This window comes from Enterococcus pallens ATCC BAA-351, assembly GCF_000407485.1.
GTDB classification, from domain to species: domain Bacteria; phylum Bacillota; class Bacilli; order Lactobacillales; family Enterococcaceae; genus Enterococcus_A; species Enterococcus_A pallens.
On record NZ_ASWD01000003.1, the window covers coordinates 848,864 to 862,348 of the forward strand.

Annotated in this window: 13 protein-coding genes and 1 other annotated feature; all 13 genes read right to left on the minus strand. The window is 39.1% G+C overall.

Features of this window, described 5'->3' with window-relative positions:
- Window positions 1–8: 8 nt before the first annotated feature.
- Window positions 9–944, minus strand: coding sequence for a homoserine O-succinyltransferase (locus I588_RS16680; protein ID WP_010759937.1), 936 nt, complete (start codon window positions 942–944; stop codon window positions 9–11).
- A gap of 2 nt (window positions 945–946) precedes the next feature.
- The gene (locus tag I588_RS16685; RefSeq protein WP_010759938.1) at window positions 947–2,218 is read right to left on the minus strand and encodes an O-acetylhomoserine aminocarboxypropyltransferase/cysteine synthase family protein; all 1,272 of its coding nucleotides are present in this window, start codon (window positions 2,216–2,218) and stop codon (window positions 947–949) included.
- 248 nt (window positions 2,219–2,466) lie between these two features.
- Window positions 2,467–2,695, minus strand: a binding site (T-box leader).
- 6 nt (window positions 2,696–2,701) lie between these two features.
- Window positions 2,702–3,565, minus strand: coding sequence for a homoserine kinase (gene thrB, locus I588_RS16690; RefSeq protein WP_010759939.1), 864 nt, complete (start codon window positions 3,563–3,565; stop codon window positions 2,702–2,704).
- Window positions 3,562–4,620 carry a threonine synthase gene (thrC, locus tag I588_RS16695; RefSeq protein WP_010759940.1) on the minus strand — a complete coding sequence of 353 codons (1,059 nt, stop codon included), beginning with the start codon at window positions 4,618–4,620 and terminating at the stop codon, window positions 3,562–3,564. The genes thrB and thrC overlap by 4 nt, the downstream gene beginning before the upstream one ends.
- Before the next feature lie 5 nt (window positions 4,621–4,625).
- Window positions 4,626–5,918: a homoserine dehydrogenase gene (locus tag I588_RS16700; RefSeq protein ID WP_010759941.1), complete on the minus strand. Its 1,293-nt coding sequence runs from the start codon at window positions 5,916–5,918 to the stop codon at window positions 4,626–4,628.
- A 134-nt stretch (window positions 5,919–6,052) separates the two neighbouring features.
- On the minus strand, window positions 6,053–6,343 hold the full coding sequence (locus I588_RS16705) for an ArsR/SmtB family transcription factor (protein ID WP_010759942.1): 291 nt from the start codon (window positions 6,341–6,343) through the stop codon (window positions 6,053–6,055).
- Between the two features lie 14 nt (window positions 6,344–6,357).
- Window positions 6,358–8,073 (minus strand): phospho-sugar mutase, encoded by a 1,716-nt coding sequence (locus I588_RS16710; protein ID WP_010759943.1) that lies wholly within the window; start codon window positions 8,071–8,073, stop codon window positions 6,358–6,360.
- 113 nt (window positions 8,074–8,186) lie between these two features.
- The gene (gene trxB / locus I588_RS16715) at window positions 8,187–9,101 is read right to left on the minus strand and encodes a thioredoxin-disulfide reductase (protein ID WP_010759944.1); all 915 of its coding nucleotides are present in this window, start codon (window positions 9,099–9,101) and stop codon (window positions 8,187–8,189) included.
- A 201-nt stretch (window positions 9,102–9,302) separates the two neighbouring features.
- Window positions 9,303–9,521 carry a YneF family protein gene (locus I588_RS16720; RefSeq protein WP_010759945.1) on the minus strand — a complete coding sequence of 73 codons (219 nt, stop codon included), beginning with the start codon at window positions 9,519–9,521 and terminating at the stop codon, window positions 9,303–9,305.
- A gap of 108 nt (window positions 9,522–9,629) precedes the next feature.
- The gene (locus tag I588_RS16725; RefSeq protein WP_010759946.1) at window positions 9,630–10,262 is read right to left on the minus strand and encodes a FadR/GntR family transcriptional regulator; all 633 of its coding nucleotides are present in this window, start codon (window positions 10,260–10,262) and stop codon (window positions 9,630–9,632) included.
- Window positions 10,252–11,412: an MFS transporter gene (locus I588_RS16730; protein WP_010759947.1), complete on the minus strand. Its 1,161-nt coding sequence runs from the start codon at window positions 11,410–11,412 to the stop codon at window positions 10,252–10,254. Before I588_RS16730 ends, I588_RS16725 begins: the two co-directional genes overlap by 11 nt.
- Before the next feature lie 195 nt (window positions 11,413–11,607).
- Window positions 11,608–12,495, minus strand: coding sequence for a deoxyribonuclease IV (locus I588_RS16735; RefSeq protein WP_010759948.1), 888 nt, complete (start codon window positions 12,493–12,495; stop codon window positions 11,608–11,610).
- A gap of 34 nt (window positions 12,496–12,529) precedes the next feature.
- Window positions 12,530–13,438: an AEC family transporter gene (locus I588_RS16740; protein ID WP_010759949.1), complete on the minus strand. Its 909-nt coding sequence runs from the start codon at window positions 13,436–13,438 to the stop codon at window positions 12,530–12,532.
- Window positions 13,439–13,485: the final 47 nt, after the last annotated feature.

Sequence of the window (13,485 nt, forward strand, 5' to 3'; positions counted from 1 at the left end):
TTTTAGTTCTAAAATGACTTATTTAGCTTTTTCGTTTGAATTTCTACTATTTGATTTAATACATAAGGCGTTGTTTGGTAAACATCGTTGATCCAATTATGGAAAAACAAATAAGCATGCGCTCGCCAGCGATTTGTAACCTTTTCATCTGATGACAAATAATAATTTTCAGGTTTTTGAGTGTCTAAGCCTTTATCTAAGTCCCGCAGGTATTCACCTTCCAGGGTCCCCGAGTCATACTCAAAGTGTCCTAGTAAAAATACATTGTGGCCATCGTCTGAAAGAAGAATCGTAGCATCCTCCTCTTCTCCACGAGCAATCACTTCTAAGGGACTGTTTGAAACTTGTGCTTCATCAATACCAGTATAACGAGATTGCGGCATCCAAAAGACGTCATCAAAGCCGCGAAACAGCCGATGCTTTGTCAAAAGCTTTTGCGAAAAAATACCAAATAGTTTTTCCTCGAACATAACCTTATTGATTCCATAATGGTGATACAGCCCTGCTTGAGCTCCCCAGCAGATGTGGATAACCGAAGTCACGTGGGTTTGACTCCAAGCCATAATAGCTGTAAGCTCCTCCCAATAATCTACCTCTTCAAAAGGCAGCTTTTCAATCGGTGCACCAGTAATAATCAATCCATCATAACAGGTTTCTTTAATAGAAGAAAATTCTAAATAGTACTTTTCCAAATGGGTTTTGCTAGTATTCCGGTGCTCATGAGAAGCTACCTTCATAAAATCCACATCAATTTGCAGAGGACTTTGACTAATTAAACGCAGCAATTGAATCTCTGTAACAATTTTATTGGGCATCAAATTTAAGATCAATAATTTTAACGGACGGATATCCTGCTGATTCGCTCGTAGATTATCAATGGCGAAAATGTCTTCATTTTCCAAAACCTTTTTAGCTGGAAAATCAGGTTCTAAACGAATCGGCATGACTATCCCTCCAGCTGTTCAAAAGCTTGCTGCAGGTCTGCTAAAATATCAGCTACATTTTCAATTCCACAAGATAAACGTACCAGCCCAGGTGAAATTCCTGCATTCATCAATTCATCTTCATTTAACTGACGATGAGTAGAGGTTGCTGGATGCAACGCACATGTCCGGATATCTGCCACATGAACTTCTAAAGAAACCATTTGTAAAGCATCTAACCATTTAGCTGCCGCTTCTTTTCCAGCTGCAATTTCAAAAGAAATCACGCCACATAAACCGTTTGGAACATATTTTTGTGCCAACTCATAGCTTTTATCTTGCTTCAAGCCTGGGTAAGTCACAGATTTAACCGCCGTTTGCTTTGTCAAAAACTCGGCAACAACTAATGCATTCTGATAGTGACGTTCCATTCTTACTGCCAAGGTTTCAATTCCTAAATTCAACAAGAAAGAGTTCTGAGGTGATGGTGTCGCACCAAGGTCACGCATTAACTGCACGCGTGCCTTAGTAATGTAAGCAGCTGCTCCAAAAGCTTCAGTGTAAACAATCCCATGGTAGGTTTCATCTGGTTCAGATAATTGCGGGAATTTACCGTTATTCCAGTTAAATTTACCGCCATCAATAATCACTCCGCCAGTCTGAACTGCATGACCATCCAAATATTTAGTTGTACTGTGAATGACAATATCCGCACCAAATTCAATTGGACGGCAATAATAAGGTGTAGCAAAGGTATTATCGATTAGGAACGGCACATCTAAAGCTTGAGCCAATTGAGCAAATTTTTCAATATCAAGGACATATAAGGCAGGATTTGCAATCGTTTCAGCAAAAACCGCTTTAGTATTTGGCTTAGCTGCCTGCTTCAACTCTTCCAAAGAGGCATTTTGATCGACAAAGGTTACCTCAATACCCATTTTACGTAAGGTATGAGCAAATAAGTTATAGGTTCCACCATAAACATAGGAAGAAGAAATAAAGTGATCCCCAGCCTCTAAAATATTCAAAATAGCATAAAAAGTTGCTGCCTGTCCGGAAGCTGTACATAACGCACCCACACCATTTTCCAATGCAGCCAGCTTTTCTTCAACTGCCCCAGTAGTGGGATTGGCTAAACGAGTATAAAAATAGCCGCTTTCTTCCAAATCAAATAGTTTTCCAATTTCTTCTGTTGAGTCGTAAGTATAAGTGGTACTCTGTGTAATTGGTAATACCCGAGGCTCCCCATTTCCTGGTGTATACCCCGCATGCAGACATTTTGTTTCAAATTCCATATTCTTTTCCTCCTTTAATTTTTAGGTTTATACTAAATACAATATAGAAAATTTTTACTTTTAAAACTGGCAGCTAACTGGTCGTTAGGTTCTCATCTTTCAAAAATAGAAAAATGAATTCTATCGTCATAGGCATACCGTACTAAATATTTCTATTGCTATACCTTTTTTAAGATAGCAATCTCTTACTGCTTAAGTCATACTATGAAAAGTGCGACTGGCAAAAAAACTTCCGTCCTCCTGCTATAGGAAAGGACGGAAGTTTTCCGTGGTACCACCTTTATTCATTGATCAATCATCAATCTTATTCAACAGATAAACTGTTGCAAGCTGTAACGGGCTAACCCGAAAATGACTACTCCGTTCATCATTCTATGCTCCAAGACCATCTTCTAAAAGATAAGGAATGCTTCTTCTCAGCTACCGAAGCTCTCTGGAAACCCTTATTTTTTATACTCTTCTTTTCATCGCGTAACTATTCACTTAATAAACTTGTAAGCCTTCTTGATCCACAGCTAAAATTTCTACTCGAGCAGTAGTATCCAAATCCTTTAGCCGTTCAGCAACCTGTTGAGACTTGTCTGGTGCTAACAAAGTAAGTACAGTAGGACCTGCTCCACTAAGATAGCTGCCATATCCGCCTAGCTCTTGAGTAATAGCCCGGATTTCAGTCAAATGAGGCACTAAATGCTTCCGGTGTATCTCATGGAATAAATCCTTTTCCATCATTTTACCTGCCAAAGGAAGATTGCCATTTAAGACTGCGGCAATCATCACGTTCGCAATTGAACTAGCCTTCACCGCTTCTTGATAAGAAAACTCATCTGGCAAAACACTGCGGCTGGCAGAAGTCAGCAATTCTTTATCTGGGATAAAAGCCACTACATCACATTCAGGGAAATGATGTTTCACGTATTCTACCTGTCCATCCGCATAACTTGCTACAACAAAACTACCGCATATAGCTGGTGCTACATTATCAGGGTGTCCTTCGATTTCAGTGGCAATCTCTAATTTTTCTCGAACAGAAAGGTTTAGATTGCCTAAACGGTTTGCCAGTTCAATTCCAGCTACAATGACTGAAGAACTGCTGCCTAACCCTCTAGCCACTGGAATATCGGTTGACATTTTTATGCTATGAGGCGTCAATTCAGGTGCTATTTTCAGCGCTGTTTGAATCAATAAATTTTTCTCATCACGGGGAATAGCGTTAGATAAATCATGCTCTACTACCCACTTTTGCGTCACTGAACCGATTTCGATCACTAAATACTGCGAAAGCGCGATCCCACAAGAGTCAAAGCCTGGACCTAGGTTGGCACTTGTGGCTGGAACGCGGATTTTCATAGTTTCGCCACTCCTTCTTTCAAGTGTTGACGCATATCTTCCAAGTCACTCATTTTGCTGATTTTAACATCGGTTGCATTAATTGCTGTATCCGGATCTTTCAATCCATTTCCAGTGAAGACTGTTACTACAGTTTCACCTTGTTTGATTTTTCCACTCTTCACATGCTGAATCACTCCAGCTAATGATGCAGCTGAACCTGGTTCAACAAAGACACCGTCTTGAGCAGCAACTTTACGATAAGCATTTAAGATTTCTTCATCGGTTACTGCATCAATGTGTCCCCCCGATTCATCTCTAGCTGCTTCTGCTAATTTCCAGCTAGCAGGATTCCCAATACGAATCGCTGTCGCTACAGTTTCCGGCTGTTCGATCACTTCTCCCCGAACAATTGCCGCTGCTCCTTCTGCTTCAAAACCGTGCATACGAGGTAAGGCTGTACCCTTAACCTCATGCCATTCTTTAAATCCTTTCCAGTAAGCCGAAATATTTCCAGCATTACCGACAGGGATAGCTAAAACATCAGGTGCTTTTTCTAATTGCTCGCAAATTTCAAATGCAGCCGTTTTTTGGCCTTCTAAACGATAAGGATTCACTGAGTTCACCAAAGCAACAGCTTCGGTTTCAGCGATGTCCCGCACCGCTTTTAATGCTTCATCAAAGTTACCAGGAATTGAAATGATGTCTGCACCATATATAATGGCTTGAGCTAGTTTACCCATGGCAATTTTTCCATCAGGAATCACTACATATGCCTTAATCCCTGCACGAGTCGCATAAGCAGCCGCTGCTGCACTAGTATTACCGGTTGAAGCACAGATAATCGCCTTCGCTCCGTCTTCTACAGCTTTCGCTACAGCCATTACCATTCCGCGGTCTTTAAATGATCCAGTTGGGTTCAAGCCTTCATATTTACCATACAAGGTAATTCCTAATTCTTTTGACAAATTATGCAGTGGAATCAATGGTGTGTTTCCTTCTGCTAGTGACAGCATTGGTGTTTTGTCAGTGATTGGCAAATATTCTTGGTACTGCTTTAATAATCCTTCGTACATGTTGGCTATTCCCCCATTACTTTCATTGTTGATAGTAGTTCAAAATTCGTTTTTTCAGCAATATCTTTTTGAATTTGGCTCATGGTTGTTTCAGACATTTTATGCGTAATTACCACAACTCGAGCATGATTTTCTACTTGTGCTTTCTCTTGAACTACTTGCTCAAGTCCGGCACCAGCTTTCGCCATAATTTCTGCTAATTGTAAAAATTGACCAGTTTCGTCTGGCATTTTTAATGATAAGAAATATTTGCTGACAATTTCTTCTGGCGGTGTTAACTTAGTCGGTTGAGTATATTCGCTAAAACGGTGACCAATTGTTCCTAGTTGAATCTTATTAACAATCGTCATCAAGTCTGCCACGATACTAGTTGCCGTTGGTCGTGATCCAGCACCTGGTCCGTAATACATTGATTCACCAATCCCTGAACTCTTCACAAATACTGCGTTGAATTCGTTATGAATTGAAGCCAGTGGATGATCACTTGGTACTAATACTGGGCCTACTTCTGCAGCGATACTATCGCCCTGTTTAACCGTAGATCCGATTAATTTAACAGTATAGCCTAATTGATCAGCAACCGTAACATCGTTGCCAGATAAGCCGCGAATTCCTTTTACTTTTACCTGATCCATGTTAATGGTCATCCCAAAAGCAAATTTACTTAAAATGACCATTTTATAAGCGGCATCAATACCATCCACATCATTGGTAGGATCGCTTTCAGCAAAGCCTAATTCTTGTGCCTGTTTTAAGGCTGTATCATAATCCAGCTGCTCAGTAACCATCTTAGTCAACATGTAATTAGTCGTTCCGTTAACAATTCCTAATACTTCCTGAATATCATCAGCAGCTAAACTATTAGCAATAGTGCGCAAGATTGGGATTCCCCCCGCTACACTTGCTTCATAGTATAAGTTTCGTTTTTGTTCATGAGCCAGTGAAGCTAGCTCACTGCCATGCTGCGCTAATAAATCTTTGTTTGCAGTAACGACATGCTTGCCAGCTTTTAAAGCTTCAGCAATGAAAGTTTTAGCTGGTTCGATTCGTCCCATTACCTCTACCACAATATCAATCTCTGGATCTTCAATAATATCGGTTAACTCATGTACTAATTGAAGATTGTATTTTTTCGCCATTTCATCTTTGTCCTCGGTTGGGCGAATCAACGCTTTTGTTACGGTTAAAGGACAACCAATACTCTTTTCGATTTTTTCCTGATGATCTGCTAGAATCTCTAGCACGCCAGTTCCTACAACACCTAAACCTAATAGACCTACTTTAACTGGTTTTTCCATAATTCGCCTCCAAATGATTGCACAAAGATTAAACGTGTTTCATCATATTTTAATATAGTTTGTGTCTTAGTATAACTAAAATACCAAAAAAAAACTAGTGATTTTCCAATAAAAGTGGAAAATCACTAGTTGTCTTAATGGTGAGACACGTGACGGAAGGTTTGATCCAAAATATCCAAGACATGATGGTCATCTAAACTATACAGCATTGCCTTGCCGTCTCGTCTTGCTTTGACTAAACGATTATCCCGCAACAACTTCAATTGATGGGAAACCGCTGACTGCTCCATCGCTAAATTTTCACTGATGGAAGAAACATTGCGCTCACCTTGTTTCAAATACAATAAAATTCTTAAACGAGTGGGGTCGCTCAATACTTTGAACAATTGACTAACGGCTTGAATTTCTGTTTCCCGTGTACTCATTCTAAGCCACTCTCCTACTCTGTGATTTTACGAATTGCTGCTTCATAGGTTGCTAATTTATTTTCTGCATCTTCCTCTGAAGAACCTTTTACTCCAATATAAAATTTAATTTTTGGTTCTGTACCAGAAGGTCGAATAGCTAACCAAGTAGCATCTTCTAAAGTATATTTTAACACATTAGAAGATGGCATATCGATTGGTGTACTTGCCCCATTACTATCGGTTGCCTTTTGCGTTAAATAATCTTCAGTTAACGAAACTGGAACACCAGCAAACTCGGTTGGCGCTTGAGCCCGTAAGCCTTCCAAAATTTCTTTGATTTTAGCAGCACCTTCAGCACCGCTTAATGTTACAGAAATGGTTTTTTCAGCAAAGTAGCCGTATTCTTCAAAGATTTCTTGCAATCCATCATAAAGTGTTTTGTCTTGTTTCTTATAATAAGCAGCAACTTCTGCTAATAAAAGCAATGCTTGGATAGCATCCTTGTCACGGACAAATGGTTTGATCAAGTAACCGTAGCTTTCTTCAAAACCAAACATGAAAGTATGAGAACCATCTTTTTCGTATTGTTGGATCTTCTCAGCAATAAATTTGAAGCCCGTTAAAACATCAATCATTTCAGTATTATATGCTTTAGCAATTGCGGTTGGCAACTCGCTTGAAACGATAGATTTCAGTACTGCCGCATTTTCTGGTAAATCGCCCGCTTGTTTGTGCGCTTCTAAAATGTAACGTATCAAAATCGCTCCGATTTGATTACCAGTTAGTACTTGATATTCACCACTTGGCAAACGAACAGCTGCTCCTAAGCGGTCAGCATCCGGATCAGTAGCAATTAATAAATCTGCGCCTTCTTTTTCCCCTAACTTAATCGCATACTCAAACGCTGAATGCTCTTCAGGATTTGGCGACTTCACAGTAGAAAAATCGGGATCTGCTACTGCCTGTTCTGGCACCAGCATGTACTCCTCAAAACCGGCTTGCTTCAGAGCCTTTTCTCCAAGCATTGTTCCAGTACCATGCAACGGTGTGTAAACAAGTTTAAGGTTTTTACCCATCTCGTTAATCAATGCTTGATCGATAGTCACAGCTTTAATTTCTTCTAAGTAGGCAGCATCAACTTCTGCACCAATAATCGTAATTAATTTGCTGTTCTCATCTTGTAAAACTTCTACTTCTAAAGGATTTTCAACCGAACGGACAAATTTAGTCAACGCATCCGCATCTTCTGGCGGCATTTGACCTCCATCTTCACCATAAACTTTGTACCCATTATACTCAGCAGGATTGTGTGAAGCTGTAATCATAATGCCGGTAAAAGCATTCAAATGACGTACTGCAAAAGAAAGTTCTGGCGTTGGTCGCAGGCTTTCAAAAACATAAGAAGGAATATCATGGGCAGCCAATGTTCGCGCAGCTTCCATAGCAAATTCAGGTGACATGTGACGAGAATCATAGGCAATTGCTACGCCACGCTTTTTGGTTTGTTCATCTTGTGTATCCATAAAACGTGCCAAACCTTCTGTCGCTTGACGAATCGTAAAGATATTCATACGATTGGTTCCTGGTCCTAAAATTCCGCGCATACCTGCTGTGCCGAATTCTAAAGATGTATAGAACGCATCTTGCTTCAATTCAGCATCCTTATCAAGCGCTTTTAATTCCTGTTGCATTTTTTCATCCAGTTTATCGGAATTCATCCATTGTTCATACACTTGTTCCCAAGACATGAAGGACACCTCTTTCATTTTTCTTACCTTTCAAGTATACCATCCTTGTTATATTCAGCAAACAAAAACATTAAAAGGGAGCAAAAAAATAAGAGTGTCAAAAATGACACTCATTATTTATTGCTCTCGATATATTTATAAACTTGTTGACCTGCAATTCCGCCTTCACCAACTGCAGTTGTAATTTGACGCAAATCTTTTTCACGCGCATCACCAATTGCAAAAACGCCTGGAATGCTGGTTTTCATCTCATGATCTGTTTCAATCCAGCCTGCTCCGTTAGTAATTCCGCTATTCTTAAATGGTTCAGTTAATGGCTCCAGCCCCACATAGATGAAAACACCGTCTGCTGGTTCTTCATGGACTGCCTCAGTTTTAACATTACGGATTTTCGCACCTGTTACAACCATTTCATTACCAACAATTTCTTCTATTACACTATCCCAAATAAACGAAATTTTTTCATTGGCAAATGCACGGTCTTGAATAATCTTTTGAGCTCTTAATTCATCCCGACGATGAACAATAACTACTTCAGAAGCAAAACGCGTTAAGTAAATTGCTTCTTCTACCGCTGAATCGCCGCCGCCAACAACTAGTAACCGTTTGTTGCGGAAAAAGGCTCCATCACAAACTGCGCAATAAGACACACCACGACCAGCGAACGATTCCTCCCCAGCTACACCTAATTTACGATGGACACATCCAGTTGCAATAATCACTGTTTTTGCTTGATAACTTTGATCTTCAGTGATTACTTCTTTGTAATCTCCGTGATCCTTGATATCTTGGACAATACCATAAGCATTTTCAGTTCCAAATTTTTCTACATTTTCATACATTTTTTGTGCCAACTCAGGACCCATAATTGAGTCAAATCCTGGATAGTTCTCTACTTCAGCTGTATTGTTCATCTGTCCACCAGGCGCACCGCGCTCGATCATTAATACAGACAAATTTGAACGTGATGCATACAAAGCAGCCGTCATCCCTGCAGGACCGGCACCAATAATAATTACGTCGTACATTCGAATCCCCCCATTTGGCTTAACTTTACTGCTACAATTGATTTCTGTCGAGTTATTTGCTTACAAAAGGTTTGTAAACATCCCTAGATTTTGTCATTGAAACGTTTTTGGCAAAGCCGAATTGTCGATTATTTTCAATTTAACTTCCTTCATTTCAAAAAAGAAGGGCAACCATCTATAAATGATTGTCCTTGCTTAAAATTAATCCTGATTTTTCATTTGCTGCATCATTTGACGAATTTTTTTCTCAGAAGGCTTTTGACCCATCGACATCATCATCTGACGCAACATATCCTCGTTAATTGGAGGGTTCTTTTTTAAATAATCTTTCATCCAGTTTCTAGCTAAGAAGAAACCACCTACAGCACCCAATATTGCGGCAATGACTGCAATCAACACAACAATTCCTGTTGATACCATTTTATCGCTCCTCTCTTTTGACATTCGCTACATATTTTACTAGAACTTCCCTCAAAAGAAAAGGTATTTTCCAAAACTTGGTAATCTCCTTAGAATATTCGAAAATCACTACTCTTCAAAACCATTATTGGCCATAATCATTTGCTCAGCCAGTTCTAAATTTTTCTCTACTAAAGCTTGATACAGCTGATTATGAAGCCGAGTATTATCTTGATAGTTAGTAGCTTGCAACATCTGAGCGCTAAGATACAGCCGAATATCTTCTTCGATTTCCTGATACCATTTTACTAAAAATGGATTATTGGCTAGATCTATAATTTTCTTGTGGAAAGCCATATCCTGGATTACGTATTTGGAAAATTGACCATCTTCTAATAGGTGATTTCGTTTAAACAATAATTCTTTTAATTTAAGCATATCTTCTACATCAGATTCTTGTTGGATAATTAATCGAACAGCCTGAACCTCCAGCATTTGCCGCGCAACTAGCAATTCTGCTGTTGAGAAATCCTCTTTAAAACGGGTCGTTTTCAAATAAGTGCCTGAACCTTGACGAACATCCAAGACTTCTGAAAAAGACAATATTTTTACTGCTTCCCTTAAAGTGGAACGTCCTACACCCAATTGCTTAGCCAGTTCTGCTTCAATAGGAAGTTTTTGTCCTGCTTCATAATTTTGTGCCTCAATATAAGCTAAAAGCTCAGTAATAGTCTGATTAACCAGTCCTCTTTTATTTACCATTTGCTTCCCCGCTTTCCAATGAATATCCTATAATCAGCAGTAAAAATGCACCAATTAACAGTAACCAATATAAGCTAGTTATGCTGTTTGTTAAATCAATAAGGCTGCCAATTAATATAGGAGTAAAGCCCCCAATAACATAGCCAAAAGCTTGTACAATACTAGCATAAATACTAGCCTGTGAAGCGTCTTGACTTTCTTGAATTGGCAGCAGCATAGCAATTGGGAAAAAACCGCCTGTTGCTACTGCTGCCAATAGAACACTCACTATCAGCATAAATAACCCACTTGTGAAAAGCAATAATAGAGCCGAACTTAATAAACAGCAACTGCAGCAAACAATCCATTGTCTAGTTGTTCCGACCTTGTCCATTAAAGTCGGTATCAGAAAACTGCTAATCATTTGTACCGCTGTAAAGGTAGTCAGTAAGGTAATACTCATTACCTGTGATACTCCTTTATTCAATAAGGCAGAAGTAATCCAAGTGGTAAAACTGTAAAATACTCCCGACTGAACACCAAAAAACAAGGCTAGCTTCCACAACTTCTTATCTCTAAAAGAAAAAGATTTGAGCTGATTATTGACAGTCAAGGTCGTCTGCTTCCCTATCGCTAATTTCCAAATAATGCCACTTATTAGGGCTAATACTCCCCATACAGACAATGCTTTAAACCATTGACCATCAAATCTTTGAGTCAACGGTATCATTAGGCTGGAGGCACTAACCGAACCTAATCCCATACTTAACGAATAAACACCAATCAATAGACCTGCTTTTTCTGGAAAAAGCTCTTTAATAAAGCCGGACAACAAAGGTCCAATCAATGCAATTGAGCAGCCTATTAATAAAGTAGTAACTACTAATCCCCCAAAATTATTAAGCACACTACGGCTTAGAGTTGCGGCGCCTAAAATCAACAAGAATAAAAAAATCCCATTATTCCGTCCGAGTATTTTTTGTACAAACGCAACTAAAAAGGCTAAGATTCCCATACAAACTACGGGAATACTTGTCAGCAAACTAACCGCAAAATTGGATAAATCCAAGCTATTTTGAATAATAGTTAAAATAGGCGGTACACTAGAAATACCTAACCGTAAATTAAATGCCACTAAAAAGATTAACACCACAGTTTTTTTCTTTGTCATTGATTACCTCATCTTCTAAATCATATGATGAATTTAAAATCATCATATCATTTGTGTGGAGGTTTGCCAATAAGAATTTTCTCTATTCTTGCCACAAAAAAATCCCAACAACTAGTCTAACCTTTCAATCAATCGCTAAAGCACGATCAATTCACAGGTAAAATACTCGTCGTTCGGATTATCAGTTAACAATTACTATTCAGCTAACTCTGGAAAAGCTGTCTCATCAAATTTTTGCTCCTTAAACATGGCAATTTCTTTTCCATAAGGTGCATAAGCAGTCTTTTTATCTTTTCCAACATAAGGTGTTTCTAAAATTTTAGATACTGCAGCAAAGCGTTCATCGTGCACAATTTGATTCAATGCCTCAAAACCAATTGTTCCATGACCAATATTAGCATGGCGGTCTTTTCTAGCACCCATTGGATTTTTTGAATCGTTAATATGGAGGACCTTCAGTCGATCCAAACCAATAATTCGGTCAAACTCTTCCATTACACCATTGAAATTATTTTTTACATCATAACCTGCATCATTCGTGTGACAAGTATCAAACGTAACTGATAACTTATCATTTAACGTCACACCATCAATAATATACGCCAGCTCTTCAAAGGTTTTTCCCACTTCAGTCCCTTTACCGGCCATGGTTTCTAAAGCAATTTGAGCCTTTTGCTCCTTGGTCAGCACTTCATTTAGTCCCTTAATGATTTGATTCAGTGCAGCCTCTTCACCTGCCCCCACATGAGCTCCCGGGTGAAGGGTAATTTGCGTGGCACCTAATGCTTCTGCACGCATAATCTCATCTCGTAAAAACTGGACTGCAAAACCAAACATTTCAGGTTTGGTTGTATTCCCTAAGTTAATGATGTAAGGTGCATGCATTACGATATTAGATAAGCCATGTTCTTTCATAAAAGCCTCTCCAGCTGGAATATTCATTTCTTCCACAGGCTTGCGTTTAGTATTTTGCGGCGCACCGCTATAAATCATAAAAGTAGAAGCATTATAGCTAGCTGCTTCTTTAGCAGCTCCCAACAACATTTCTTTTCCTTTCATACTTACATGAGAACCGATTAACATATGTTCCTTCACTCCTTACAAAACTTTTAGTCAATTACAATACGATCAACAAAATCGCTGTCATCAGCGGCAGACTAATTAGAAAACTGACGGATGAGGTGAAACCAACAACCTCCGGCCGAGCCCCTGCTTGTACACTATTTACCACACCAAAGGTAGTTAAAGGTCCCAACGAAACTAAGCACAACACAATTTTAATAATAGATGGTAGCGGTAATAGTGCTACCAATATAGCAACCATGCCGCCAAATACATATTTTACAGCTAATGTTCGCACCACCAGTACCAGATCACTTCTAGGCAACCGCAGCTCTAAGAATAATCCGATCATAAACATCGATAAAAAGGTATTGGCATTTGCAATTGGTTGAATCATAGTTACCCATCGCATCGGAATTTCAATAGAAAAGCTGCGCAAAAACAGCATGATTAAGTAGCATAAAAAAGGAACAGAACGAGCTAAACGTTTACCAATTTGAAAAATGCTGGGAATTTCTTTACTAGATCCACTAACAGCCTCAATCATGACTGTCGATCCACCTGCCAGCATAATACTGTTGCCAATATCAAAGATTGACAAGGCAGGAATTGCTTGCGGTAAGAAGCTCTGTAGAAAAGGCAGAGCAAAATTTCCAATGTTATAGCCGGAAGCACTGTACATTAACAGCTCGCGCTCCACTGTCTGCTGCCTCTTGGAAAAGAATGCCCCTAACCCGATCATCACCATATTCATTACAATTCCGGCAAGAATCAGTAACAGCAAATTAGAAGCAATATCTAATCTGGCTAGATTGACGATAATTGCCCCTGGCAGCGTAATATTTATAATAATCATCGATAATGTCGATCCATCTGCTTTGCTTAATACATTAAAACGCTTCGTTAAATAGCCTAAACAGACAATCAAAAACAGCCCTAAAGAATTCCATAAAATGTTTGTCATTTTTGCTCCTTATAAAAGAGTTGGCTAAATCCGAAGATTTAGCCAAC

Coding starts and splice junctions, on each gene's coding strand:
- I588_RS16680 (WP_010759937.1), bottom strand. CDS start 944: ATGCCGATTCGTTTAGAACCTGATTTTCCAGCTAAAAAGGTTTTGGAA.
- I588_RS16700 (WP_010759941.1), bottom strand. CDS start 5,918: ATGGAAAAACCAGTTAAAGTAGGTCTATTAGGTTTAGGTGTTGTAGGA.
- I588_RS16725 (WP_010759946.1), bottom strand. CDS start 10,262: ATGGTAAATAAAAGAGGACTGGTTAATCAGACTATTACTGAGCTTTTA.
- I588_RS16740 (WP_010759949.1), bottom strand. CDS start 13,438: ATGACAAACATTTTATGGAATTCTTTAGGGCTGTTTTTGATTGTCTGT.
- thrC (WP_010759940.1), bottom strand. CDS start 4,620: ATGTACGAAGGATTATTAAAGCAGTACCAAGAATATTTGCCAATCACT.
- trxB (WP_010759944.1), bottom strand. CDS start 9,101: ATGTACGACGTAATTATTATTGGTGCCGGTCCTGCAGGGATGACGGCT.
- I588_RS16710 (WP_010759943.1), bottom strand. CDS start 8,073: ATGTCTTGGGAACAAGTGTATGAACAATGGATGAATTCCGATAAACTG.
- I588_RS16730 (WP_010759947.1), bottom strand. CDS start 11,412: ATGACAAAGAAAAAAACTGTGGTGTTAATCTTTTTAGTGGCATTTAAT.
- I588_RS16735 (WP_010759948.1), bottom strand. CDS start 12,495: ATGTTAATCGGTTCTCATGTAAGTATGAAAGGAAAAGAAATGTTGTTG.
- I588_RS16720 (WP_010759945.1), bottom strand. CDS start 9,521: ATGGTATCAACAGGAATTGTTGTGTTGATTGCAGTCATTGCCGCAATA.
- I588_RS16685 (WP_010759938.1), bottom strand. CDS start 2,218: ATGGAATTTGAAACAAAATGTCTGCATGCGGGGTATACACCAGGAAAT.
- I588_RS16705 (WP_010759942.1), bottom strand. CDS start 6,343: ATGAGTACACGGGAAACAGAAATTCAAGCCGTTAGTCAATTGTTCAAA.
- thrB (WP_010759939.1), bottom strand. CDS start 3,565: ATGAAAATCCGCGTTCCAGCCACAAGTGCCAACCTAGGTCCAGGCTTT.